At 58.3% G+C, this 23,998-nt stretch carries 23 protein-coding genes; 4 read left to right on the top strand and 19 right to left on the bottom strand.

The genetic code is table 11. The features are described from left to right. Position 1: 1 nt before the first annotated feature. The 5 genes from ACR0BT_RS08780 to ACR0BT_RS08760 all read right to left on the bottom strand — a co-directional run bounded on the left by ACR0BT_RS08780 (position 2) and on the right by ACR0BT_RS08760 (position 3,474). Positions 2–625 carry a cytochrome P460 family protein gene (locus ACR0BT_RS08780; RefSeq protein ID WP_170425939.1) on the bottom strand — a complete coding sequence of 208 codons (624 nt, stop codon included), beginning with the start codon at positions 623–625 and terminating at the stop codon, positions 2–4. Positions 626–850: 225 nt separating this feature from the next. Continuing rightward, the gene (gene rlmN / locus ACR0BT_RS08775; RefSeq protein ID WP_170562225.1) at positions 851–2,038 is read right to left on the bottom strand and encodes a dual-specificity RNA methyltransferase RlmN; all 1,188 of its coding nucleotides are present in this window, start codon (positions 2,036–2,038) and stop codon (positions 851–853) included. A 77-nt stretch (positions 2,039–2,115) separates the two neighbouring features. After that, positions 2,116–2,436, bottom strand: coding sequence for a lysozyme inhibitor LprI family protein (locus ACR0BT_RS08770; RefSeq protein WP_480438911.1), 321 nt, complete (start codon positions 2,434–2,436; stop codon positions 2,116–2,118). 157 nt (positions 2,437–2,593) lie between these two features. After that, the gene (locus ACR0BT_RS08765) at positions 2,594–2,764 is read right to left on the bottom strand and encodes a hypothetical protein (protein ID WP_480762958.1); all 171 of its coding nucleotides are present in this window, start codon (positions 2,762–2,764) and stop codon (positions 2,594–2,596) included. Positions 2,765–2,940: 176 nt separating this feature from the next. Further along, complete coding sequence (locus ACR0BT_RS08760) at positions 2,941–3,474, bottom strand: invasion associated locus B family protein (protein ID WP_170399079.1); 534 nt, start codon at positions 3,472–3,474, stop codon at positions 2,941–2,943. 179 nt (positions 3,475–3,653) lie between these two features. On the opposite strand from ACR0BT_RS08760, the gene ACR0BT_RS08755 reads away from it, so the two are divergent. Further along, on the top strand, positions 3,654–4,652 hold the full coding sequence (locus ACR0BT_RS08755) for an asparaginase (RefSeq protein WP_480762957.1): 999 nt from the start codon (positions 3,654–3,656) through the stop codon (positions 4,650–4,652). 3 nt (positions 4,653–4,655) lie between these two features. Here ACR0BT_RS08755 and ACR0BT_RS08750 read toward each other — a convergent pair whose 3' ends face one another. From ACR0BT_RS08750 to hutI, 8 genes are all read right to left on the bottom strand, one after another. Beyond that, positions 4,656–4,976, bottom strand: a complete 321-nt coding sequence (locus ACR0BT_RS08750) for a YciI family protein (protein WP_170406852.1) — start codon at positions 4,974–4,976, stop codon at positions 4,656–4,658. A gap of 22 nt (positions 4,977–4,998) precedes the next feature. Further along, positions 4,999–5,427, bottom strand: a complete 429-nt coding sequence (locus ACR0BT_RS08745) for an SRPBCC family protein (protein ID WP_170399086.1) — start codon at positions 5,425–5,427, stop codon at positions 4,999–5,001. Beyond that, positions 5,415–5,744 (bottom strand): ArsR/SmtB family transcription factor, encoded by a 330-nt coding sequence (locus tag ACR0BT_RS08740; RefSeq protein ID WP_480762956.1) that lies wholly within the window; start codon positions 5,742–5,744, stop codon positions 5,415–5,417. Before ACR0BT_RS08740 ends, ACR0BT_RS08745 begins: the two co-directional genes overlap by 13 nt. A gap of 39 nt (positions 5,745–5,783) precedes the next feature. After that, the gene (gene serB / locus ACR0BT_RS08735) at positions 5,784–6,662 is read right to left on the bottom strand and encodes a phosphoserine phosphatase SerB (protein ID WP_480762955.1); all 879 of its coding nucleotides are present in this window, start codon (positions 6,660–6,662) and stop codon (positions 5,784–5,786) included. 68 nt (positions 6,663–6,730) lie between these two features. Next, positions 6,731–8,413, bottom strand: coding sequence for a urocanate hydratase (gene hutU / locus ACR0BT_RS08730; protein ID WP_170399092.1), 1,683 nt, complete (start codon positions 8,411–8,413; stop codon positions 6,731–6,733). 1 nt (position 8,414) lies between these two features. After that, positions 8,415–9,206, bottom strand: a complete 792-nt coding sequence (gene hutG / locus ACR0BT_RS08725; RefSeq protein ID WP_480762954.1) for an N-formylglutamate deformylase — start codon at positions 9,204–9,206, stop codon at positions 8,415–8,417. Next, positions 9,206–10,741, bottom strand: a complete 1,536-nt coding sequence (gene hutH, locus ACR0BT_RS08720; RefSeq protein ID WP_480762953.1) for a histidine ammonia-lyase — start codon at positions 10,739–10,741, stop codon at positions 9,206–9,208. The genes hutG and hutH overlap by 1 nt, the downstream gene beginning before the upstream one ends. Continuing rightward, positions 10,738–11,943: an imidazolonepropionase gene (hutI, locus tag ACR0BT_RS08715; RefSeq protein ID WP_480762952.1), complete on the bottom strand. Its 1,206-nt coding sequence runs from the start codon at positions 11,941–11,943 to the stop codon at positions 10,738–10,740. Before hutI ends, hutH begins: the two co-directional genes overlap by 4 nt. A gap of 81 nt (positions 11,944–12,024) precedes the next feature. Here hutI and ACR0BT_RS08710 point away from each other — a divergent pair, with 81 nt between their 5' ends. The 3 genes from ACR0BT_RS08710 to ACR0BT_RS08700 all read left to right on the top strand — a co-directional run bounded on the left by ACR0BT_RS08710 (position 12,025) and on the right by ACR0BT_RS08700 (position 15,687). Continuing rightward, on the top strand, positions 12,025–13,380 hold the full coding sequence (locus tag ACR0BT_RS08710; RefSeq protein WP_480762951.1) for a formimidoylglutamate deiminase: 1,356 nt from the start codon (positions 12,025–12,027) through the stop codon (positions 13,378–13,380). Between the two features lie 6 nt (positions 13,381–13,386). Beyond that, a complete protein-coding gene (locus ACR0BT_RS08705; RefSeq protein ID WP_170399103.1) occupies positions 13,387–14,091 on the top strand; it encodes a GntR family transcriptional regulator in 705 nt (234 codons plus the stop codon). A gap of 78 nt (positions 14,092–14,169) precedes the next feature. Beyond that, a complete protein-coding gene (locus ACR0BT_RS08700) occupies positions 14,170–15,687 on the top strand; it encodes a malonate--CoA ligase (RefSeq protein ID WP_480762950.1) in 1,518 nt (505 codons plus the stop codon). A 3-nt stretch (positions 15,688–15,690) separates the two neighbouring features. Here ACR0BT_RS08700 and ACR0BT_RS08695 read toward each other — a convergent pair whose 3' ends face one another. The 6 genes from ACR0BT_RS08695 to gcvT all read right to left on the bottom strand — a co-directional run bounded on the left by ACR0BT_RS08695 (position 15,691) and on the right by gcvT (position 23,995). Then, positions 15,691–16,419: a metallophosphoesterase family protein gene (locus ACR0BT_RS08695; RefSeq protein ID WP_170399105.1), complete on the bottom strand. Its 729-nt coding sequence runs from the start codon at positions 16,417–16,419 to the stop codon at positions 15,691–15,693. 124 nt (positions 16,420–16,543) lie between these two features. Beyond that, complete coding sequence (gene serA, locus ACR0BT_RS08690; RefSeq protein ID WP_480762949.1) at positions 16,544–18,139, bottom strand: phosphoglycerate dehydrogenase; 1,596 nt, start codon at positions 18,137–18,139, stop codon at positions 16,544–16,546. 58 nt (positions 18,140–18,197) lie between these two features. Further along, entirely contained in the window at positions 18,198–19,352 is a 1,155-nt protein-coding gene (locus tag ACR0BT_RS08685; RefSeq protein WP_480762948.1) for a phosphoserine transaminase, read from the bottom strand. Between the two features lie 198 nt (positions 19,353–19,550). Continuing rightward, positions 19,551–22,406: an aminomethyl-transferring glycine dehydrogenase gene (gene gcvP, locus ACR0BT_RS08680; RefSeq protein ID WP_170393730.1), complete on the bottom strand. Its 2,856-nt coding sequence runs from the start codon at positions 22,404–22,406 to the stop codon at positions 19,551–19,553. Positions 22,407–22,517: 111 nt separating this feature from the next. Next, positions 22,518–22,883, bottom strand: coding sequence for a glycine cleavage system protein GcvH (gcvH, locus tag ACR0BT_RS08675; RefSeq protein WP_170393732.1), 366 nt, complete (start codon positions 22,881–22,883; stop codon positions 22,518–22,520). Between the two features lie 17 nt (positions 22,884–22,900). After that, positions 22,901–23,995, bottom strand: coding sequence for a glycine cleavage system aminomethyltransferase GcvT (gene gcvT / locus ACR0BT_RS08670; protein ID WP_480762947.1), 1,095 nt, complete (start codon positions 23,993–23,995; stop codon positions 22,901–22,903). Between the last annotated feature and the right edge of the window lie 3 nt (positions 23,996–23,998).

The following is a 23,998-nucleotide window of genomic DNA, read 5'->3' as shown; positions in this document are numbered from 1 at the left end:
ATCACTCTGCGACACGATACTCTTCGGGTACGTAAAACGTATAGTCCCGGTCCGCGACGGCCTCGTGGCAGACATGGCAGTAATCGACCTCTGACGCGCGAAAGCCCATCGTATCACCGAACAGCGAACCGTCCGGCATCACCATGATATAACGCCAGTCGGCTGTTTCCGGGTTGGTGCCTTCTGGCAGTTTCTCCATCACGAACAGGGCACCGGGATGGATATTGCCCTCATCTGTGACAGTCATACTGTCTTTGGCCAGGACCGAGCCCGCAGGCAGCTCTTCGCCTTCTTGCAATGTGCCGTAATTGTGGGCCATGCGGTTCGCATAGCTGTTGACATAGCGCTGCCCATGCGTGGCCGAGATGTAGGGCGCATCGTTGAACAACGGCCAGTTCTGATAGTTTCGGATCAAGTCCATCTGTGCCGCCGCATAACCCCGCGACATGCGTCGTATCAATGACTGATAGTGTTTCTGCGCTTGCTCCTTGGTCAGATCGGCTGGGTTTTCAATCGCCAAATGCGCATCCTGATCTTTGGTCTGAGCAGATGCCGCGTGGAGAACAAATCCCGAGATCGCCAGAACAGCCGCGATACCCAAGACTTGCCGGTGACTTACAATCATATTGTGGCCTCCCTGACTGATCAGTTCGCCTAAATGCCGCTTTGCTTCAGAAAAATGGTAGCGGCCTTAATTGGTGTTACCAGCACCGCCCCAGCAATCTCACCACCTTGTGTCTGTCGGTGAGTTCCCCATCCAGAGCGGGTCTGCGCCGAAGATACCAAATTTTGAACAAGGAAACAGCACTCAATTCATTAAGTTTTTCGCGCGAAGCCACGGCCCATGCCCTTAACGGTTTAGCCCGGCTTCAGCCTCGATCTGCTTTCGCGATTTCCGGGCCCGTTCGGTGGCCGATTTTAACTGGCCACAGGCCGCCATGATATCCTCACCCCGCGTTTTGCGGATGGGTGAGGCATAGCCCGCCTGATAGATGATGTTCGCAAAGGCGCGGATACGATTGTTCGAGCTGCGCTTGTAGGGCGCGCCCGGCCATTCGTTGAACGGGATCAGGTTGATCTTGGCCGGGATGTTATGGCGCTTGATATGTGCGATCAGGCGATGTGCGTCTTCGTCGCTGTCGTTCACGCCATCCAGCATCACGTATTCGAACGTGATCCGTTCAGAATTCGACGCGTTGGGATAGCTGGCCAACGCCTGCAGCAGTTCCTCGATATTCCAGCGCTTGTTGATCGGAACAAGTACGTCGCGAGTTTCATCAGTGGTAGCGTGGAACGAGATCGCCAACAGGCATCCAATTTCTTCAGCCGTGCGCGCGATCTCGGGTACCACACCCGAGGTCGACAGCGTGATGCGGCGACGGGACAGAGAAATCCCTTCGGGGTCCATCGCGATCTTCATTGCGTCACGGACGTTTTCAAAGTTGTAAAGCGGCTCGCCCATACCCATCAGCACGATATTCGACAACAGCCGTGTCTCGTCCTTGGGGGCACCGGGTGTCGGCCATTCCTCAAGATCGTCCCGCGCCATCATGACCTGCCCGACAATTTCGGCCGCTGTCAGGTTGCGCACCAATTTCTGCGTGCCCGTGTGGCAGAAGGAGCAGGTCAGAGTACAGCCCACCTGAGATGAAATGCATAGAGTTCCGCGATCATCTTCAGGGATATAGACAACCTCAACCTCATGCCCGCCCGCGATGCGGCACAGATACTTGCGGGTGCCGTCCTCTGAAACCTGACGGGTCACGACTTCGGGGATTTCGATTACGAACTGCTCGGCCAGTTGCGTGCGATAGGCCTTGGCCAGATTGGTCATCTCACCAAAATCACGCACACCCCATTGGTAGATCCATTGCCAAATCTGCCCCGTGCGCATCTTCGCCTGCTTTTCGGGCGTGCCGTGTTCAATTAGCGCCTCACGCAATTGATCGCGGGTCAAACCGACAAGGTTCATCTTCCCCTCGGGCAGTTTGCGGGGGATGGTCATGACGTCTTGAGTGATCGGCGCTTTGGGCGACATTGGCGTATCTCGGTGGATTCTGGCTTGGGATGCGCCTCTATATAGGAACACACGTAAAGATCAAAAGAATTCGTGCTTCAATTTGCGTAACGCAACAATTCGTCAACTCGCGCCCGGCCTAGGTCAACCCGACAGGCAGTGATGGCGATCCCCGTACCCGATCCTCCGCCGAACGAAGCACCTACCGCTTCGCACTGCGCATCGCGATAGGCCACCCACGCGTTTTGCGAGGCCTCCAGCGCAGGCACAGCGACGACCCGTCCGGTGACCTCGTCCAGTTCTTGTGCGGAGCCAAGCGCCAGCGAATAGCTGGAGTCTATCGCAGCGTTTACCCGCAACTCCATATCCGAAACACAAGATCCAATTTCCACCTGCGAACCGGCGTCAATACACTCCATAGTTGGATCCGCACTTGCGGATATCGGAAACATCAAAAAAACAAACGCCCATCGCATCCATCAATCCTCCAGACAGAGATATCTGTCTATCACAGATCAAGATGCGCGCCCAATCAAGATGGGCCACTAAAGCAGAAACTTAAGCGGCCCATTTTTGTTAGTTTACTGCGGGCGGGATGTAGCAGTCTTCTGCATCCAGGGTCTTTACGGGATCTTCCGGACCACATTGCTCACCCGTTATCGGATAGGTTTCCGATCCTTTCTCACAACCTGCAAGGATCACCGCAGACGCCATCAAGAGCACTGCCAGGTTTTTGCTTAAGTCCATTGCCGACTCCTCAACAAATTCTGAACTAATTAGTTCAGAAAATGGGGACGCAGGCTTTGACACGGATCAAGAAACACCGCTCTACGTGGCGTAAATTTCTGAAAACACACAGGATCGGACCAAACAAATAAAACCCCGCCGGAAAGCGGGGTTTCGGAATTTGATCTGCTTGTGGCTTAGTTCGTGCAGCGCGTTTCCGCGTCTTCAATCGCGGCCGTAAAGCCCAGCAACGAGAAAGTGTCCTTGGTCTGCGTACCACGTTCCGAACGGGCGGTCAGCACCGCCTCACTTCCGCGCTTCATCGCTGTGACGATCTTGGCATCATCCGAGGCGGTCGCAGGCCATGCCCACTCACCATCGGTGAACAGCTCGAACTCGCTGCCATCGACAACCAAATTGACAGTAGAACCAGACGCAAACGGATAGCCGCCGGTAAAGGTCACCTGCCCTTTAACCTCGGCATTCGGACGATAGAACACAAACAGCAGGATATCGCTGCGCCGAACGGAAACGACCCGGCCACCGCGTGTGTTCACGGTCTCTTTCGGGGCAGATACGCTCCAGCATTCGGTTGGGTCGTCCTCGACAAACACGCTCCAGTCCGTTTTTGCAGCGACGCGATTGGTACTGGTTGCCTGCTGAGCAATTGCCGTTGTCGCCATTCCTGCCATGCACAGGCCCGCGATCACGCGGACGAGCTTTAATCCCATCGGTTCAGCCTCCTAGCCCGACCTATTACCTCATACCCATCGGAAATACGTGCGAACTCTGCCGGTTCGTCTGTTCAGTTGCGTATTCCGATGATTGTCGACATACACACACTAACGCAGGTTTCGCCACAGGCGAAAGGGCGATTGGCAGATTTTTGCGCATGATTGATGGGGTGGACATGACACAAGCCGTACCGATGACAGAACTCTGGCGCGGGTCACTGTTGGAAAGCCTGCATATGGGCCATGCAGTGATCTGTGACGATAGTGGTCAGATCGTGCGCAGCTGGGGTGATCCAAACGCGGTGATCTATCCCCGTTCCTCGGCCAAAATGATCCAGGCCCTGCCGCTGATCACCTCGGGAGCAGCTGCAAAATACGGTTTGAACAGCGAACATCTGGCCTTGGCCTGTGCTTCACATAACGGGGCGCATATCCATACTGACCGCGTGTCCGCATGGCTCGATCATCTCGGTCTGTCCGAGCCCGATCTGCGCTGCGGCCCACAGGAACCTGCCGACATGGCGGCCCGCGACGGGTTGATTCTTGCGGACGATACACCCTGCCAGATTCACAACAATTGCTCAGGCAAGCATTGCGGTTTCCTGACTTTGACGCAGCATATGGGGGCCGGGCCGGAATACTTGGAAATCGACCATCCAGTTCAGCAGGCCTGCCTGTCCGCCATCGAGGAAACCACTGGCGAGACCAGCCCCACCTATGGGATCGATGGTTGCTCCGCCCCAAATTTTGCGACGTCTCTGGTGGGACTTGCGCGATCGATGGCTTGGTTTGCCTCTGCCGCAGACCGTTCGGACCGCTCCAGCGAAGCAGCGGTACAGCTCACAGAAGCAATGGTGAAACATCCCGAACTTGTAGCAGGTGAAACTCGCGCTTGTACCGAGTTGATGCGAGCGATGAACGGGCGCGTTGCAATCAAGACAGGGGCCGAGGCCGTCTTTGTTGCCATCATCCCTGAACAGCGAATGGGCGTTGCGCTAAAAATCACTGACGGCACTACCCGCGCCAGCGAATGCGCCATCGCCGCGATTCTAGTGCATTTAGGTGTGCTAGAGGCCGATCACCCGGCCACCCGCAAATTCATGAACGCCACGCAATACAGCCGCCGCGGGTTGGAATGTGGTGTAATCAAACCCTCACCGGGATTCCCCGGCTGAGGCTTACATCTCGATCTCGTGCACCTCGGCCACTTCGACCGAGCCCGAGCCATTCACGACCATCGGGCAGCCTTTGGCCATCTCGGTTGCAGTCTCAATGCTGTCGGCCTTCACCACCGTGAAACCTGAGGCCGGATTTGATCCGCCATTGTCTTCAACCCCTCCGCTGCTGACAGTGTAGGACTGGCCTACAGGATTTCCCGGAATCTCTAATGAGCCGCCGATTTCCTGAAACCAAGCGCCCCAAGCGGCCATGGTCGCCTCGATCTCGGCGGGATCGGTTGGGGTGTGACCCCCGTGATAAACAAACAAATATTGGGGCATATCGCTCCTCCCTGATGAAAACCTATTTGCAAAGTGCTTCGAGTTTGCGCAGCGACGATGTCCAGCCTTCGTTGTGGTTCGTGGCCGACTCGGCATCGACAAGTTCACGGTGATCAACCACCAGCCGTGATCCGCTGTTGGTCGCGGTAACCGAAAAGGTCACATGGCTTTCCGCACCGCGCTGGTCCTGATCGTCATGCCAAGCCCACGTAAATCCAACAGATTTTGGTCGATCGATATGGGTAACATGACCCGAGACTTTGAACTGCTGACCCTCGCCATTCTGCATAACCGAATACCAGGGACCAATGCGCGAAAAGTCGAGATCATGTTCCGGTACATGCAACCCTTCGGGCCCCCACCACTGCAGAAGTTTCGCACCATCGCTGACCCATGCGAACAGGACCTCGGGACTAACGGGAAAATCTCGTTCCAGTTTCAGGTCGGCCATGAATTTTCCCTTTCAATAAACTCTTCCAAACGGTCGAGGCTGCTTTCCCAGAAATGTCGTTTCGAAATCGTCCATTCGGCTATCGCGCGCAGCCCCTCGGGCTGCACCGAATACATCCGTTGCGTGCCGTGTACCCGCTGCTGCACCAACCCGGCCTCGCGCAAAACCTTCAAATGGCGCGAGATCGCGGCCCCTGACATGCCCTTGCCTTCTATCAAATTACCGACGGGCAGTTCGCCTTCGTCCATCAGTTGCTCGACAATCGAGAACCGAGTGGCATCAGACAAAGCGGAGAATGTGACCAGAAGCGTATTCATGGCTTTATTTAACACAATAGTTAAATTAAAGGAAGCCCCTTAGAGGCCTTGAAATTCTGACCTGCCATAGCCCTGCAGATACAACAACGCTGTCAGATCGCCGTGATTTATGCGGACATCACATTCGGCAGCGACCGAAGGCTTGGCGTGCAACGCGACACCCGTCCCCGCCCGACCCAACATTCCCAGATCATTTGCTCCATCGCCGACGGCAATCACGTCAACCTCGGAGATACCTAGGCGTGTTGTGATCTGCTCCAATGCCTCTATTTTGGCCTGTCGCCCAAGAATGGGCCGCTTCACGTCGCCGGTAAGCTTGCCATCCTCAGCCAGCAATGTATTCGCCCGGTTCTCATCAAACCCAAGCGCTTCGGCGACCTTAGCCGTAAAAGCCGTGAACCCACCCGACACCAGCGCTGCATAGGCCCCATTCGCGCGCATCGTGGCAAGTAGCACCATACCACCGGGCATCAATGTGATCCGTTCATCCAGAACCTTGCCGATCACGCTTTCATCCAGCCCTTTCAATAAGCCCACACGCTCAGTCAGCGCACCTTCGAAATCCAGCTCGCCGTTCATTGCACGCGCGGTGATATCCTTGACCCGATCACCGACACCAGCCTCATCAGCCAGTTCATCGATGCATTCCTGTTGGATCATGGTGCTGTCCATATCGGCCAGCAGCATCTTTTTCCGGCGACCGTCGGCTTTTTGCACGACCAGGTCCACGCCCATCTGTTGCAACTCGTCCCAGACGTCCCAGCGATTGTCGGGAGTTTCTGGCAGGGAAAACTCGGCCGCCTCATCGAGGCTCAGCCAGTTCGCATCACCCCCGCCCCATGCATTCCGCAACGACTCAACCAGCGTCGCCTCTAAAGAAGGGGCCGCAGGGTTGGTCAGCAGAGTAGCTACATACATGTCAGGCCTCCGATTAGCGCACCTGCGGGATATCGCAGGTGCAGCATTTTCACCAGAGGCAGATTGATCTAACCGAGAATACCAGGCAGGCGCAGCCCATGTTCGCGAGCGCAGTCTTTCGCGATCTCATACCCCGCATCTGCGTGACGCCAGACGCCTGAGGCAGGGTCGTTCCACAGAACGCGCTCCAATCGCCGCGCGGCATCATCGGTCCCATCGGCGCAGATCACAACACCCGCGTGCTGACTAAAGCCCATGCCCACGCCGCCGCCATGATGCAGCGAGACCCAGGTCGCACCGCTGGCCGTATTGATCAGAGCGTTCAACAGCGGCCAATCCGATACTGCGTCCGAGCCGTCCAGCATCGCCTCGGTCTCGCGGTTCGGGCTGGCGACCGAGCCCGAGTCCAAATGATCACGCCCAATGACAACAGGCGCTTTCAACTCGCCATTGGCAACCATTTCGTTGAAGGCCAACCCCGCGCGGTGGCGATCTCCAAGGCCGATCCAGCATATACGTGCGGGCAGACCCTGAAACGCAATGCGTTCCTGCGCCATATCCAGCCAACGATGCAGATGCTCGTTCTCAGGGAACAGCTCCTTCATCTTGGCGTCGGTCTTGTAGATATCCTCGGGGTCACCCGACAATGCACACCAGCGGAACGGGCCGATGCCCTTGCAGAACAGCGGCCGGATATAGGCGGGCACAAAGCCGGGGAAGGCAAAGGCATTCTCCAAGCCTTCATCCTGCGCCACCTGACGGATGTTGTTGCCGTAATCCAGCGTCGGAACGCCCGCGTTCCAGAAATCGACCATTGCAGCGACATGCTGTTTCATCGAGGCACGGGCGGCCTTTTCAACCGCTTTAGGATCAGTTTCGCGCTTGTCCTTCCACTGCGCCATGCTCCAGCCAATCGGCAGATACCCATTGATCGGGTCATGGGCGCTGGTTTGGTCAGTGACGATATCGGGGCGCATGCCACCGGCCTGCATCCGCGCATAAATTTCGGGGAACACCTCAGCCGCATTGCCTAGCAGACCCACAGATTTCGCCTCGCCCGCCTTGGTCCAGCGGTCGATCATCTCAAGCGCTTCGTCGAGAGTCTCGGCTTTTTCGTCCAGATACTTGGTGCGCAGGCGGAAATCGATAGAATCCGGATTGCACTCGACCGCCAAACAACTGGCCCCGGCGAACACTGCCGCCAGAGGCTGTGCGCCACCCATGCCGCCCAGACCGCCGGTCAGAATCCACTTGCCAGTCAAGTCGCCGCCATAGTGCTGACGGCCAGCCTCGGCAAAGGTTTCGTAGGTGCCCTGTACGATGCCCTGCGTACCGATATAGATCCACGAACCGGCCGTCATCTGGCCGTACATCATCAGCCCCTTCTTATCGAGCTCGTTGAAGTGATCCCAATTGGCCCAATGAGGCACGATGTTTGAGTTGGCGATCAGAACCCGAGGCGCATCCTTATGGGTGCGGATGATCGCCACCGGTTTGCCCGACTGGACGATCAGGGTTTCATCCTCTTCCAGATCTTTCAGCCCTGCGACGATCCGGTCGAAATCGTTCCATGTCCGCGCCGCGCGACCGATGCCGCCATAAACCACCAGCTCGTGCGGGTTTTCGGCCACGTCCGGGTGCAGGTTATTCATCATCATCCGCAACGGCGCTTCGGTCACCCAGCTTTTTGCGTTCAGTTCGGGGCCGGTGGGCGGATAGATATCGCGGGTATTCTTGCGAGGATCGGTCATGTCAAAGCTCCAATGCAGTGTCTTGGATGGCGTCGAGAATATCCACCAACCAGCGACGCAGGCGCTTGGCTTTCGCCTCGTCAAACGCCCACGGAGGGGTTTCGGCGGACAGATAGGTAGATTGCGCCAACTCCATCTGGATCGCGTGTTGGCCTTCATCAGGACGGCCATAGTGGCGGGTCGTCCAACCCCCTCGGAATCGCCCGTTCAGGACGGTGCTGTAAGGGGAGGAATGCGAAAATTCATGGGCCGCGGCCTCAATGCCGGGGGCACAGGTCGCGCCACCATCGGTGCCGATGTTCATATCTGGCAGGGTGCCTTCAAAGAGGAACGGAATCTTGCTTCGGATCGAGTGGCAGTCAAACAGGATCGCAACACCGTGTATTGCCCGCACCCTTTCAAGCTCTTGCTCAAGCGCGTTGTGATAGGGCGCGTGGTAGGCGGTTCGACGTACCTCGATCTCATCGACTGAGGGCTCCTGCCCCTCGGCCCAGATCGGCTGACCGTCAAAATCGGTCAACGGCACCAGAGTTGTTGTGTTCTGCCCAGGATACAATGATACACCCGCAGGGTCTCGATTAGCGTCAATGACATAGCGGTGGATATGGGATTGCACGACCGTCGCGTTGGCAACAAGCCCATCGTAGAGCTGATTGATATGCCAATCCGTATCCGCCAGAACCTGCCCATTCGCATTCAGTCGCTCGGCAATGTCGTCGGGCACATACGTGCCGCCATGCGGCTGCCCCAGCACGATGGGCCCATCGCCACGCTGAACACTGAAAACCTGCATCACGACAGCTCCGGCATGGGCATTGCAGCTGCCTGCAGAATAGTTCCGCTTTCGACTAGGGACTTCGCGGTTTCCAATTCGGGCGCCAGATAGCGATCATCGCCTAGCGACGGGATATCGTTGCGCAAACGCCCAACCACGCTGGTCAGCGCTTTGCTGGTCGCAAGAGGTGCGCGGAATTCGATGCCTTGCGCGGCGCAGAGCAGTTCGATCCCCAGAATATAGTTCAAATTATCAACCATCCGGCCTAAACGCCGCGCCCCGTGCGCCGCCATCGAGACGTGGTCTTCCTGATTGGCCGATGTAGGTGTGCTGTCGGTCACACATGGGTTGGCCAGATGTTTGTTCTCGCTCATCAACGCAGCCGTCGTGACCTCGGCGATCATCAGACCCGAGTTCAGCCCCGGCTCGGGCGTCAGGAAGGGCGGCAGATCAAAGCTAAGCGCCGGGTCGACCATTAATGCGATCCGACGCTGTGCGATCGCCCCGATCTCTGACAGGGCCAAAGCAATCATATCGGCGGCAAAGCCTACCGGCTCGGCGTGGAAATTCCCGCCCGAAACAATTGCATCCGGATCGGTCAGAACCAGCGGATTATCAGTGGCCGCGTTGGCCTCAGTTACAAGAGTTGCAGACGCCTGCCGGATCACATCCATCGCTGCGCCGGTCACCTGTGGTTGGCAGCGGATGCAATATGGATCCTGCACTCGCGTATCCCCATCACGGTGACTTTCGCGGATCTCAGAGCCCTCCAGAGTGGCCCGCATCGCCGCCGCCGCTTCAATCTGCCCACGATGCCCGCGCAGCGTGTGAATCTCGGGTTGCAGAGGGGCGGTGGATCCCATGATCGCATCAGTTGAAGCCGCCGAAATCACCAGCGCATTTTGTGCTGAACGCCAACCTTCGAACAATCCGGCCAGAGCAAAGGCAGTCGAAAATTGCGTCCCGTTGATGAACGCAAGGCCCTCCTTTGGACCAAGTTGAATCGGCTCTAGCCCAGCTGTTTTCAGAGCCTCTGCACCCGGCATAACAACACCGTTCACCTCTGCCTCGCCCTCACCGATCACCACAGCGGTCATATGGGCCAGTGGCGCAAGATCGCCAGACGCGCCGACCGAACCCTGTGCCGGGATCACAGGTGTCACACCACACGCCAGCATCTGTTGCAGCAATTCGACAAGTTCCCAGCGGACACCCGAAGCACCTCGGCCGAATGACAGCAACTTCAGTGACATCATCAGCCGCGCCAGACGACGCGGCACTGCCGGACCCACCCCGCAACAATGGCTGAGGATCAGGTTGCGCTGCAGGGTTGAGGTATCTTTGGCCGCAATCTTGTGACTCGCCAGTTTGCCAAAGCCGGTGTTGACGCCATAGACGGGCTCGGTCCCTTCGGCAGCCTGCGCAATGCGGGCAGCAGCGACCTCAACCTTGGGTTGGCAGGTGGCGTCAAGCGAAATGGCGGCTTCGGTCCAGTAGATCTGGGCAAGCTGATCCAGCGAAACCTGACCGGGGACAAGCAACAGAGGTGTCATTCCAGACCTCCAAAAATACGTTTATGCAGAGGGTTGAAACCGATGCGATAGGACAGTTCTGCAGGGTGAGTAGCATCCCAGACGGCCAGATCAGCGCGCAATCCGGGCGCGATCACGCCGGTATCATCCAGACCCAAAGCGCGGGCCGCGACGTGGGTAACACCTGCCAATGCTTCTTCAGGCGTCATGCGAAACAAAGTGCACCCCATGTTCATTGTTAGCAGCAGAGAAGTCAGGGGTGAGGACCCCGGATTGCAATCGGTCGCCAGTGCCATGGGAACATTCTTCTGGCGCAACAATTCAATCGGCGGAGCTTGCGTTTCATGCAGCGTATAAAACGCGCCGGGCAGCAGGACCGCGACCGTTCCGGCCCCAGCCATGGCGGTAACGCCGTCGGCGTCCAAATATTCGATATGATCAGCGGATAGCGCTCCGTAAGCTGCCGCCAGCTTAGCCCCACCTAGATTCGAAAGTTGCTCAGCATGCAGCTTCACCGGTAGGCCAAGCTCTTGCGCGACAACAAAAACCCGTTCGATCTGTGTGGGATCAAATGCAATGCCTTCGCAGAACCCATCCACCGCGTCCACCAGCCCTTCGGCATGGGCCGCGCGCAGTGTCGGAATGCAGACCTCGTCAATATAGGCGTCATCCCGACCCGCATATTCTGGCGGAACGGCATGTGCGCCAAGAAAACTGGTATTGACCCGAATAGGGCGCTCCCGCGCAATACGGCGCGCCGCGCGCAACATACGCAGTTCGGTTTCGGCATCGAGCCCATAACCCGACTTCACCTCGATGCAGGACACACCTTCGGCCAGCAATGCGTCCACGCGCGAAAGCGCGCCTGCAAGCAGCTCTTCTTCTGTTGCTGCCCGCGTGCCGTGTACGGTCGACAGGATGCCTCCACCCGCGCGGGCAATTTCTTCGTAGGTCGCGCCCTTCAGGCGCATTTCGAACTCAACCGCGCGGTTGCCGCCAAACACAACATGAGTATGAGCGTCAATCAGAGCAGGCGTGATCAAGCGGTCACCATAGTCGTTCTGCGGCCACTCGGCATATGACGGCGGCATTGCCGACCGAGCGCCAACCCAAACGATTTCCGACCCATCGATGGCAATCGCACCATCCTCGATCATCCCATAAGGTTGGTCGCCCCCCATGGTGGCTACATGTTTGCTACGAAGAACAGTTTTTTTCGTCATGGCGATTCTTTTGGGCTCCCCCTGCGCTTGATTTTTTCGTATACGGCTAAAAATATAAAGTCTACACAAAATGGAATTACGATGACGGTTCATGCCAAAACGGCCCTGTTAGGCTCTGAGTGGGTGCACAACCTACGAGTCGAAATCGAAGACGGTCGGATCGCTGCGCTGAAATCAGGGACCGAGCCAAATCCCGAAGACACTCGGGTCGACGTGTTGCTGCCCGCTTTGGCGAACCTGCACAGCCATGCCTTTCAACGCGCCATGGCGGGCATGACCGAAACGCGCGTAGCAGGGCGCGAAAGCTTCTGGACCTGGCGTACCTTGATGTACCGATTTCTGGACCGCCTCACTCCTGCACAGATCGAGTCCATTGCCGCATTGGTCTATATGGAGATGCAGGAGGCCGGGTATGCTGCGGTCGGGGAATTCCACTACGTCCACCACCAACCCGGCGGCACGCCTTATGCGCAGTTGTCTGAGCTGAGTCAGCGCATCTTCTCGGCGGCCAGCCAAACCGGGATTGGATTGACACATCTACCGGTGCTCTACACCTATGGCGGCGTCGCGCAAGAGCCTCTAACCGGCGGTCAATTGCGGTTCGGCAATGAGGTGGAAAGGTTCCTGCAGCTTGTCGAGGACTGTAAGCCGCTGATGCCTTATGCAGACAGCCAGATCGGCATCGCACCGCACTCTCTGCGTGCGACCTCGCCTGATGACCTACGGCAAGTGCTGAACGCTACCCCGCGTGGCCCTGTGCACATCCACATCTCTGAACAAGAGAAGGAGGTCACGGATGTAGAAGCCGCTCTGGGTCAACGACCGGTAGATTGGCTGCTGAGCAACGTGGATGTGAACGAACGATGGTGCCTGATCCATGCAACTCATATGACAGACGATGAAACCCGCGCTCTTGCCCGATCCGGGGCTGTGGCCGGTCTGTGCCCGATCACAGAGGCCAATCTGGGGGATGGTATTTTCAATGGTGCCGTCTACATCGAGCAGGGCGGTGCCTTTGGTGTCGGTTCAGACTCGAATGTGCGTATTTCACTGCCCGAGGAATTGCGTACGCTGGAGTATTCTCAACGTCTGCGCGACAAGGCCCGCACTGTGCTGGTACGTGGCGAAGGCTCGGTCGGTCAAACGCTGTATACCGGAGCCGCCCGCGGTGGCGCACAGGCGCTGGGGCGCGACGCCGGAGAGATCGCAATAGGTCATCTGGCCGATCTGGTTGCGATCGATCGAAGTCACCCCACCCTGTGTACTTTGCGCGACGATCAATTGATTGACGGCCTGAGCTTTGCCGCGCCTGACGGAACAGTGACCGACCTTTGGTCTGCCGGGCGACATCAGGTGCGCGGCGGGCGGCATATCGCCCGCGATGCGATCCTGAACAATTATCGTGCCGCGATGAATGACCTTTTGGAAGACATCTGAACTGATATGACCCAAACCAGCGACACAACCAGCTACAAAGACATTAAGCAAACCGTCCTGCGCCGAATCCGCTCGGGCGAATTGCAGCCCGACGCTCTGCTTCCCAATGAGCAAGAATTAGCGGTCGAGTTTTCGTGCACCCGCACCACAGTCAACAGAGCACTGCGGGAACTGGCGGATGAAGGGTTTCTTGAACGGCGCCGAAAGGCAGGCACTCGGGTCCTTAGCGCACCGCAGCGACAGGCGCGCTTCACAATTCCTCTGGTCCGAGATGAAATCGAAGCGGCGGGCGGAACCTATCGCTACGCTCTTGTGTCATGTGAAACGCAGATCGCCCCAGACTGGCTGGCGGCCCGGTTGGCCCTACGTGCTGATCAAAGTGTGATGCACGTGCGTTGCATGCATTTCTCCGGCAATTCACCTTTTCAGTTCGAAGACCGCTGGATCGTGATAGACAGCGTACCTCAGGTCACGCAGGCAGATTTCTCTAGCGTCGGACCCAATGACTGGCTGGTGCAAACTGTCCCGTTCACCAATGTCGAGTTGACCTTTCTGGCCAGCCGCGCCGATACCACTTTGGCCGGTTTTCTGGACGTTCCCGAGGGTGAACCCGTTTTTACGGCCGAGCGTATCACATGGCTGCAGGGTCAGCCGGTAACGTTTGCCAAGATGTATTTTGCGGCCGGATATCGGATGACGACCGAGTTCTGATTGTCCGGGCTTTACGCTTCCCCAATTCCACGACAGATTTGCTGCAGAATGTGCGCGTCTGCTGGAAAGGATATCGGGATGGGCAACCCGCTTTATGATCGTTTGCTGGGCATCCATGCAGGCAAGGATACGCCATTTTTGCACCTTCCGGATGGTCAGACTTTGACCCATGCCGCGTTTCTGGACACGGCGGCCCGTCTGTCCAACACCATGACAGGACTGGAAATGGAACCGGGCGACCGCGTGGCGGTGCAGGTGGAGAAATCCGTTGAGGCACTGGCGCTTTATGCCGCCTGTGCCCAAGCGGGGCTGATCTTTCTACCTCTCAATACGGGCTATACGACGCAAGAGCTAAGCTATTTCATCGAAAACAGCGGCGCTTCACTGGTGGTGTGCGATGAGGCAAACGAGGCAGGGCTTGCCGAGATCGCGCAAAAGAACAATGCCCGGCTTGAAACGCTGAACGCCGACGGTTCAGGCAGCCTGATGCGGCGTGCTCTGGGGATGCTTCCGGCCTTTCAGCCGGCCCACCGATCCGAAGATGATCTGGCTGCGTTCCTATATACTTCAGGCACGACGGGGCGTTCGAAAGGGGCAATGCTGACGCAGGCGAATCTGCTGTCGAACGCGGAGACCCTTGTGCAGGAATGGCGATTCACAGATGATGACGTGCTGTTGCACGCGCTGCCGATCTTTCACACGCATGGACTGTTTGTTGCGACAAATGTCGTCCTCGCATCGGGCGGGTCGATGATATTTCTGCCGAAGTTCGACCTGGAAGATATGTTGCGCCTGATGCCACAGGCAACGGCGATGATGGGGGTGCCGACGTTTTACACCCGCCTGCTAAGCGACGACCGCTTCGCCCAAGATCTGACTCAGGATATGCGGCTGTTCATCTCAGGTTCAGCGCCTTTGCTGGCAGATACCCACGTTCAATTTGAAGACCGTACAGGTCATCGCATTCTGGAACGCTATGGCATGACCGAGACGAACATGAACACTTCTAACCCCTATGACGGCGAACGCCGGGCGGGAACGGTCGGATTTCCCCTGCCGGATGTTGAACTGAAGGTCACAGACCCCAAAACAGGTCAAACCCTAGCAGATGGTGAGATCGGCATCATCGAGGTGCGCGGTCCCAATGTGTTTCAGGGCTACTGGCAAATGCCCGACAAAACCGCCGCAGAACTGCGCGAAGACGGGTTCTTCATCACCGGTGATCTAGGGCGGATCGATGAAGATGGCTATGTCCATATCGTCGGGCGTGGCAAAGACCTGATCATCTCGGGCGGGTATAATATCTACCCCAAAGAGATCGAGCTGCTGCTAGACGAACAACCCGGCGTGCTGGAAAGCGCGGTAATTGGCGTCCCGCATCCGGATTTCGGAGAAACCCCGGTTGGCATTCTGGTCCCTACCCCCGGTCACACGCCAGATATCGAGGCCATCATGGGTGCGGTTCGGGACGCGCTCGCCCGGTTCAAACATCCCCTCCAGTTGATCCTGCTGGACGAGCTCCCCCGCAACACAATGGGCAAGGTGCAAAAGAACATCCTGCGTGACCGCTGCAAAGACCTTTTCACCAAGACCTGATCTTCAAGGCAAAAGCGCAACGCGACCCTTGTCCGTCAACAACCAGCAATCCTGTCCTTCGAGCACCGCAACGCCAACCGGACGGCCATACCCTGCGCCGCTATCCAGGTTGATGCGATTGCCGTAATGCGTTGATTGATCCACCGGCGTATGCCCATGGACGATCAGTTTCGGATGCGGACCTCGGTGGTTGTGAAAGGTTTGCCTGATCCAGACCAGATCATTTTCCCGTTGTTCGCTCAGCGGAATACCGGGCCGAATGCCCGCATGGACAAAAGCAATCTCGCGCGTTTGATGCATGGCGATGAGCCCTTGCAGAAATATCCGATGCGCATCGGGAACCGCACCCCGCGCTGTTGCATGCAGATCCTCGAGCCGTGTCTGCTGATCGAAGAACACGCCATAGCTTTGTAGTGTTTCTACACCACCCAACCGCTCGTGCAGCCAATGATACCCGACCAACATGTGCGGATCGTGACGCGGGACATCTTCGAGGAACCATGAAAACATCCGGTCATGGTTGCCCAGCAGAGTGATCCACCGCTTGCCCGCATCGCGACCAGCGATCAGCCGATCCAGAACGCCCCGGCTGTCGGGGCCCCGATCAACGTAATCGCCCAGATACACGATCTCGGCATCGGCGCCGCCATCGCGTTCGATCAGCGCCAAGGAGCGCTCGAACTCATCCACGCGGCCGTGCAAATCTCCAATTGCGTAGATCGGATTGGTCATCAGCTTCCCCTCGGGCAATGGTGATTGCCGCACTTCTGGCGCAAAATCAGCACTTTGAAAAGGCGATGCCCACGCTTTGGACAAGCGCGGGCATCAATCTGTCACAGAAGTTCAACAGCGACCTTCAGGCCACGTCAAACTCCAACGGTTTGATCTGAGTAAACAGACCTGTCTCGGCGAGTTTGGCGCGCGCCTCGGCTGGTACCGGTTCATCAACATAAAGCAACGCAATCGCCTCACCGCCAGCTTCGGATCGTCCAAGAGTAAAGTTCGCGATGTTCACATCGTTCTCGCCCATGGTCTGTCCTAAAGCACCAATGATGCCCGGCACGTCTTCGTTAGTCGTATAGAGCATATGCGCCCCGATCTCGGCATCGATATTGATGCCCTTGATCTGAATAAACCGCGGCTTGCCGTCACTGAACACCGTGCCACCGATTGAGCGTTCACGCTTTTCAGTCACCACAGTGACCTTGATATAGCCTTCGAACGCACCGGATTTGTCCTGATTGGTCGTCGAGATCTGGATGCCACGCTCTCTCGCGACAACCGGGGCCGAGACCATGTTCACCTCGGGATTGAATTTCTTCATGATTCCGGCAACGACCGAACAATTCAACGCAGCCAGATTCATGTTCGCAGCGACACCGTCATAGAGGATGTTGATTGCCTTGATCGGCTCATCCGTCATCTGACCAATGAAGCTGCCCAGATGCCCGGCCAGCTTGATCCACGGCCCCATGACCTTGGCCTCCTCTGCCGTCACACTGGGCATGTTCAGTGCGTTCTCGACCGCTCCGGTCAGCAGGTAATTCGAGATCTGCTCGGCCACTTGCAGCGCCACGTTCTCCTGCGCCTCAGTCGTGGCCGCACCCAAGTGCGGTGTGCAAACCACATTGGGTAGGTTGAACAGGGCGTTCTCCTTGGCCGGTTCCTCACTGAACACGTCAAAGGCCGCACCGGCGACATGACCCGATTGCAACGCCTCGGCCAGCGCGTCCTCGTCGACCAGACCGCCACGGGCGCAGTTGACAATGCGCACGCCTTTCTTGGTCTTGGCCAGGTTCTCACGGCTCAGGATATTGCGCGTCTGATCGGTCAGCGGCACGTGCAGAGTGATGAAATCCGCCCGCGACAGCAGCTCATCCAATTCGACCTTTTCCACACCCATCTGCGCGGCTTTCTCTTCGCCAAGGTAGGGATCATAGGCGACGACCTTCATCTTCAGACCCAAAGCACGCTCGCATACGATGCCACCAATGTTGCCCGCGCCGATCACGCCCAGGGTCTTGTTGGTCAGCTCAATCCCCATGAACTTGGACTTTTCCCACTTACCCGCATGGGTCGAGGTGCTGGCTTCGGGGATCTGCCGCGCCACGGCAAACATCATCGCGATGGCATGCTCGGCGGTGGTGATCATGTTGCCGAACGGTGTGTTCATCACGATCACGCCTTTTTTTGAGGCCGCATCCTTGTCGATATTGTCGGTGCCGATCCCGGCACGACCAATGACTTTTAACTTGTCTGCCTTCTCCAGAATGGTTGGCGTGACTTTGGTGGCAGAACGGATGGCGAGGCCGTCATACTGACCGATCACCTCGGCCAGCTTGTCTTTGTCCTTTCCCAGATCGGGCATGAAATCCACGTCGATGCCACGGTCGCGGAAGATTTGAACGGCGGTTTCGCTCAGCTTGTCAGAGACGAGTACTTTGGGAGCCATATTTTTGGTCCTTGAACATTGTGGAAGGTCCGGGCCGGATGCGGCCCAGTAGAAAAGGTCAGGCAGCTTCGGTTTGCGCTGCAATCTCGGCTTCAAAAGCCCATACAAGCCAGGGCAGCATCGCCTCGATATCTGATGTCTCAACCGTGCCGCCGCACCAGATGCGCAGACCCGCAGGGGCGTCGCGATAGGCACCGATATCAAGCGCAATGTTTTCGGCCTCAAGCCGTTTGGCGACGGCTTTGGCAAAAACGGCACCATCTTGAATGCGCGTATCGGTGAACTTCAGACAGACCGACGTATTTGATTGAGTTGTCGAGTCTTCGGCCAGATTGGCGATCCAGTCATTTTGGTCGCAGAACGCATGAACCGCGCCAGCATTGGCATTCGCACGAGCAATCAGCCCCTGCAAGCCTCCGACTGAACGCGCCCAGTCCAACGCGAAAAGGTAATCCTCAACCGCGAGCATTGAGGGTGTGTTGATCGTCGCGCCGGTGAATATCCCATCAATCAGCTTGCCACCTTTGGTCAGGCGGAAGATCTTCGGCAATGGCCATGACGGGGTGTAACTCTCCAAGCGCTCGACCGCGCGCGGAGACAGGATCAGTATCCCATGAGCCGCCTCTCCGCCTAGAACCTTCTGCCAGCTGAACGTTGTCACATCCAACTTGTCCCATGGCAAGTCCATCGCGAACGCAGCGGATGTCGCGTCACAGATCGTCAGACCTTGACGATCATCAGCAATCCAGTCGCCATCTGGGACCCGCACACCCGAAGTCGTTCCGTTCCATGTGAACACCACATCGTTGGCGAAATCGACGGACGCGAGATCAACGATTTGCCCGTACTCGGCGGTTTTCACTTCAGCGTCGATTTTCAGTTGCTTGATCACATCAGTCACCCAACCCGCGCCAAAGCTTTCCCAGGCCAGCATTTCAACTTTGCGCTTACCCAGCAAAGACCAAAGCGCCATCTCAACCGCACCGGTGTCCGAGGCTGGTACAATGCCGATGCGATAATCCGCTGGAATGCCTAGAATCTCTCGCGTGCCTTCAATCGCCGCCTTCAGCTTGTCCTTGCCGACAGCAGCCCGATGCGAGCGGCCCAAGGCGGCATCCGCCAGTTTGGTCAGATCAAATGTGGGGGGTTTGGCACAGGGGCCCGAGGAAAAACGCGGGTTGGCCGGCCGCGTCGCCGGTTGTTCGATAGTCATGTGTATTACCCTTCCAGATACACGCCCCTCGTTGGGGAGGGGTGTCCCACGCACAGAGGTATGGGTCGTTTGCACCTGCAGCAAGCATAAAAGACGCTTCATCAGCGGAAAACGACACTGGAAATGGGCTCAGATCGGAACACAGGTTTCCGATGGGCGAAAACCCCCGCCAGTTGGCGGGGGTTTATTGATTGAGGTTTATTCAGCTGCGTCCATGTATTCGGTCATTGGCGGGCATGTGCAGATTAGGTTTCGGTCTCCGTATGCGTTGTCGACGCGGTTGACGGGGGACCAGTATTTGTCGACGCCCATGGAGCCTGGGGGGAAGCAGGCCTGTTCACGGGTGTAGGGACGGTCCCAGTCGCCGACCAGATCGCGCACCGTGTGGGGAGCGTTTTTCAGCGGGTTGTTTTCCGCGTCGATCTTGCCGTCGATGATGTCCTGTGCCTCGGAGCGGATGGACAGCATGGCGTCGCAGAAGCGGTCCAGCTCGTCCATGGGTTCCGATTCCGTAGGCTCGACCATCAGGGTGCCGGCCACCGGCCAGGACATGGTGGGCGCGTGGAAGCCGCTGTCCACCAGACGTTTGGCGATGTCATCGACGCTGACATGGGCCGCTTCGTCCAGCGGGCGGGTGTCGAGGATGCATTCATGCGCCACGCGACCCGTTTCCGAGGTGTAGAGGATCGGGTAGGCATCCTTGAGCCGCGCCGCGATGTAGTTGGCGTTCAGGATCGCCACTTTCGTGGCCTGCGTCAGACCCGCGCCGCCCATCAGCAGCACATAGGCCCAGCTAACCGGCAAGATCGAGGGCGACCCAAAGGGCGCCGCCGAGACCGGACCCACGGCAGTGCCGTATTCCGGGTGGCCGGGCAGATGCTCGGTCAGATGCGCTTTGACGCCGATCGGACCCATGCCGGGGCCGCCGCCGCCATGGGGGATGCAGAAGGTCTTGTGCAGGTTCAGGTGGCTGACGTCACCGCCGATGTCTCCGGGACGCGACAGACCCACCATGGCGTTCATGTTGGCGCCGTCGATATAAACCTGACCGCCATGATCATGGGTGATCTGGCAGACCTCCTGCACGGTGGTCTCAAACACGCCATGGGTCGAGGGGTAGGTGATCATGCAGGCGGCCAGATGGTCCGAGTGCTTTTCGGCCTTGGCGCGGAAATCATTCAGATCAATGTTGCCCTTCTCATCCGCCTGCACAGGCACAACCTGCCAGCCCACCATCTGGGCCGAGGCCGGGTTGGTCCCATGCGCCGAGGTCGGGATCAGGCAGACATTGCGCTGCCCTTCGCCCCGGGCGAAGTGATAGTTGCGGATGGTCAAGAGGCCTGCGTACTCACCCTGCGCGCCCGAGTTGGGCTGCTGGCTGATCGCGTCATAGCCGGTGATCTGGCACAACTTGTCGTTCAGATCATCGATCATCTCATGATAGCCCTGCGCCTGATCTTCGGGGCAGAACGGGTGCAGGTTGCCGAACTCGGGCCAGGTGACCGGGATCATCTCGATCGTGGCGTTCAGCTTCATGGTGCACGAGCCCAGCGGGATCATCGCCCGGTCCAGCGCCAGGTCGCGGTCGGCCAGACGGCGCATGTAGCGCGTGATCTCGGCCTCGGCCCGGTTCTTGTGGAAGATCGGGTGGGTCAGGTACTCGCTTTCGCGCAGCGCGTAATCCGGCAGGCGATAGGCCACGTTCGAGCTGTCATCCTTGCGGTCGATGCCGAAGGCCCCCCAGACCGCCTCGATGGTCTCGGGCCGGGTCTGTTCGTCCAGGCTGATGCCCACTTTCGTGTCGCCGACCTTACGCAGGTTGACGCCCCGGGCCACAGCGGCCTCCATGACCGTTTTCTGCAGATGGCCAACCTCAACCGTGATCGTGTCGAAGAACACTTCCGGCTCCACAGCAAAGCCTGCCTCTTCCAGACCGGCGGCCAAACGCGAGGTCTTGCGGTGCACCGATTGCGCGATGGCCTTGATGCCGTCGGGGCCGTGATACACGGCATACATCGAGGCAATCACCGCCAGCAGCGCCTGCGCGGTGCAGACATTCGAGTTGGCTTTCTCACGCCGGATGTGCTGTTCGCGGGTCTGCAGCGCCAGGCGGTAAGCCTTGTTGCCCCGGCTGTCGATGCTGACACCGATGATCCGGCCCGGCATCGAGCGCTTCAGCTTGTCGGTGGTCGCCATATACGCGGCGTGCGGGCCACCATAGCCCATCGGCACACCAAAGCGCTGGGTCGAGCCGATGGCGATATCCGCGCCCATCTCACCGGGCGACTTCAGCAGCGCCAGCGACAGGATATCGGCGGCGACGATGGCAATCGCCTTGTGTTCATGCAGGGCCGCAATCTCGGCGGTGAAGTCGCGCACATGGCCATGGGTGCCGGGGTACTGGAAGATGGCGCCAAAGACCGCGCCCGCATCCAGCGTGTCCGGATCAGCCACCTGCACCTCGATGCCCAGAGGCTCGGCGCGCGTTTTAATCACCGCGATGGTCTGCGGGTGGCAGTTCTTGTCGACAAAGAAGGCTGCATTGTTGGCCTTGGACCGGCCGCCGCGCTTGGCCATCGCCATGGCTTCCGCCGCAGCAGTCGCTTCGTCCAGCAAGGACGCGTTGGCCACGTCCAGCCCGGTCAGGTCGCTGACCATGGTCTGGAAGTTCAAGAGCGCCTCAAGTCGGCCCTGGCTGATCTCGGGCTGGTAGGGCGTGTAGGCCGTGTACCAGGCCGGGTTTTCCAGAATGTTGCGCAGGATCGGCGCCGGCGTGGTGGTGCCATAATAGCCCTGACCGATCAGCGAGGTCAGAACCTTGTTCTTGCTCGCCACCTCTTTCATGTGAAAGAGCGCATCGCGCTCGGTCATCGCCGGACCCCAGTCCAGCGGCTCTTTCTGCCGGATCGCGGGCGGGACGGTGGCGTCGATCAGCTCGTCCAGCGTCTTGAAGCCGATCACCTTGAGCATGTCGCGCATCTCGGTCGGGCTGGGCCCGATATGGCGGCGGTTGGCGAAGTCATAGGCTTCGTAATCGGTCAGTTTGAAGGCCATGTGTGCGCTCCTCAAGGATAGGTCAGGCCCGGCGGAGACGGCAGGAGCCTCCGGCGGAAGTATTTGGAAACAGATGAAGGGGCGGGTCCGCGCACGGACCCGCCGCCTGAGTTAACCGATGAAGGCCTTGTAGCCGGCCTCGTCCATCAGGTCTTCGAGCTGCGAGGCGTCCGCGATCTTGATCTTGTAGATCCAGGCCTCGCCTTCGGGGTCTTCGTTCAGCGCGCCGGGATTGTCGGCCAGTGCCTCGTTCACCTCGGTGATCTCGCCGTCGACCGGTGCGTAAAGCTCGGACGCCGCCTTGACGGATTCAATCACGCCGATCTCGCCGCCTTTTTCGAACTCGTCGCCTGCTTCCTGCTGTTCCACGAACACCACGTCACCCAATTGCTCGGCGGCGTGTTTGGTGATGCCCAGCGTGGCGGTGTCGCCGTCAACGCTCAGCCATTCATGCTCTTCGGAATAATAGGTTGCCATGTCTCTCTCTCCTGACTTCAACGCTTGTAATTCTGTTTGACGAAGGGCAGCGCCACGATCTCAGCCGGTTGCGGCTTGCCCCGGATGATCAGGTTCACCTTCTCGCCCGGCTCGCCATGGCCTTTGCTCACATAGCCCATCGCCACCGGTCCACCCACCGTGGGGCCAAACACGCCCGAGGTGATCTGACCGATGCTGTTGCCCTCAAGGCACTGGATCTCAACGCCCTGACGCGCTGGCGCACGGCCTTCGGGCTTGATGCCCACCAGCTTGCGCGCGGGACCTTCGGCCAGTTCCTTCTGCACGCGGTCCGCCCCCGGAAAGCCGCCCTCTTCCTTGCGGCGTTTCTGGATCGCCCAAGCCAGCGAGGCCTCAATCGGTGAGGTGCTCTGGTCGATGTCATTGCCATAAAGGCACAGACCTGCCTCCAGCCGCAGGCTGTCGCGCGCGCCCAGACCGGCCGGCTCGCAATCCTCATGCGCCAGAAACGCCTTGGTGATCTCGATCGCCTTGTCCTCGGGGATCGAGATCTCGTAGCCATCCTCGCCGGTATAGCCCAGCCGCGAGATACGGCACTCAACACCGTTGATATCGGCAACCGTGGTTTCCATGAACTTTAGATCACGCGCGGCGGGGCACAGTTCGCCCACAACGTTTTCCGCCGCAGGGCCCTGAACCGCCACCAGCGCGCGGTCGAAAATCTCGATCACTTCAACGCCTTCAAGGTGCTCACGCATATGCGGAATGTCCTGATGCCGCAGCGCCGCGTTCACCACCACAAAGTAATGATCGCCCGCATTCGACACGATCAGGTCATCCATGATCCCGCCTTCTGCGTTCGTAAAGAACCCGTACCGCGCCTTGCCGTCCTTCAGCGTCGCATAGGCCTGCGGGCAAAGCGCTTCCAGCTTCTCACCCACATTCTCGCCCCGCAAAATCACCTGACCCATATGAGACACATCAAACACCGCCGCCTTCTCACGACACTGCTTATGCTCTCCCATGATCCCCAAAGGATACTGAACAGGCATCTCCCAACCCGCAAAATCAACCAACTTACCTCCCAACTCAACATGCAAAGCGTAAAGAGGCGTGCGTTTTAATTCGGTCATCAA

The sequence above is a fragment of the Ruegeria sp. CJ6 genome, from assembly GCF_056536665.1.
Note: the sequence above shows the minus strand (reverse complement) of the source record. Positions and strands in the feature narration are given on the sequence as shown.

Coding starts and splice junctions, on each gene's coding strand:
- gcvH (WP_170393732.1), bottom strand. CDS start 22,883: ATGGCAACCTATTATTCCGAAGAGCATGAATGGCTGAGCGTTGACGGC.
- gcvT (WP_480762947.1), bottom strand. CDS start 23,995: ATGACCGAATTAAAACGCACGCCTCTTTACGCTTTGCATGTTGAGTTG.
- ACR0BT_RS08695 (WP_170399105.1), bottom strand. CDS start 16,419: ATGACCAATCCGATCTACGCAATTGGAGATTTGCACGGCCGCGTGGAT.
- ACR0BT_RS08780 (WP_170425939.1), bottom strand. CDS start 625: ATGATTGTAAGTCACCGGCAAGTCTTGGGTATCGCGGCTGTTCTGGCG.
- hutG (WP_480762954.1), bottom strand. CDS start 9,206: ATGCAGGTTTTCAGTGTTCAGCGTGGCGATGGGCCCATCGTGCTGGGG.
- ACR0BT_RS08740 (WP_480762956.1), bottom strand. CDS start 5,744: ATGAATACGCTTCTGGTCACATTCTCCGCTTTGTCTGATGCCACTCGG.
- ACR0BT_RS08745 (WP_170399086.1), bottom strand. CDS start 5,427: ATGGCCGACCTGAAACTGGAACGAGATTTTCCCGTTAGTCCCGAGGTC.
- hutI (WP_480762952.1), bottom strand. CDS start 11,943: ATGACGAAAAAAACTGTTCTTCGTAGCAAACATGTAGCCACCATGGGG.
- ACR0BT_RS08705 (WP_170399103.1), top strand. CDS start 13,387: ATGACCCAAACCAGCGACACAACCAGCTACAAAGACATTAAGCAAACC.
- ACR0BT_RS08710 (WP_480762951.1), top strand. CDS start 12,025: ATGACGGTTCATGCCAAAACGGCCCTGTTAGGCTCTGAGTGGGTGCAC.
- ACR0BT_RS08700 (WP_480762950.1), top strand. CDS start 14,170: ATGGGCAACCCGCTTTATGATCGTTTGCTGGGCATCCATGCAGGCAAG.
- ACR0BT_RS08760 (WP_170399079.1), bottom strand. CDS start 3,474: ATGGGATTAAAGCTCGTCCGCGTGATCGCGGGCCTGTGCATGGCAGGA.
- gcvP (WP_170393730.1), bottom strand. CDS start 22,406: ATGGCCTTCAAACTGACCGATTACGAAGCCTATGACTTCGCCAACCGC.
- ACR0BT_RS08770 (WP_480438911.1), bottom strand. CDS start 2,436: ATGGAGTGTATTGACGCCGGTTCGCAGGTGGAAATTGGATCTTGTGTT.
- ACR0BT_RS08750 (WP_170406852.1), bottom strand. CDS start 4,976: ATGCCCCAATATTTGTTTGTTTATCACGGGGGTCACACCCCAACCGAT.
- hutH (WP_480762953.1), bottom strand. CDS start 10,741: ATGACACCTCTGTTGCTTGTCCCCGGTCAGGTTTCGCTGGATCAGCTT.
- ACR0BT_RS08765 (WP_480762958.1), bottom strand. CDS start 2,764: ATGGACTTAAGCAAAAACCTGGCAGTGCTCTTGATGGCGTCTGCGGTG.
- serB (WP_480762955.1), bottom strand. CDS start 6,662: ATGTATGTAGCTACTCTGCTGACCAACCCTGCGGCCCCTTCTTTAGAG.
- rlmN (WP_170562225.1), bottom strand. CDS start 2,038: ATGTCGCCCAAAGCGCCGATCACTCAAGACGTCATGACCATCCCCCGC.
- serA (WP_480762949.1), bottom strand. CDS start 18,139: ATGGCTCCCAAAGTACTCGTCTCTGACAAGCTGAGCGAAACCGCCGTT.
- hutU (WP_170399092.1), bottom strand. CDS start 8,413: ATGACCGATCCTCGCAAGAATACCCGCGATATCTATCCGCCCACCGGC.
- ACR0BT_RS08685 (WP_480762948.1), bottom strand. CDS start 19,352: ATGACTATCGAACAACCGGCGACGCGGCCGGCCAACCCGCGTTTTTCC.
- ACR0BT_RS08755 (WP_480762957.1), top strand. CDS start 3,654: ATGACACAAGCCGTACCGATGACAGAACTCTGGCGCGGGTCACTGTTG.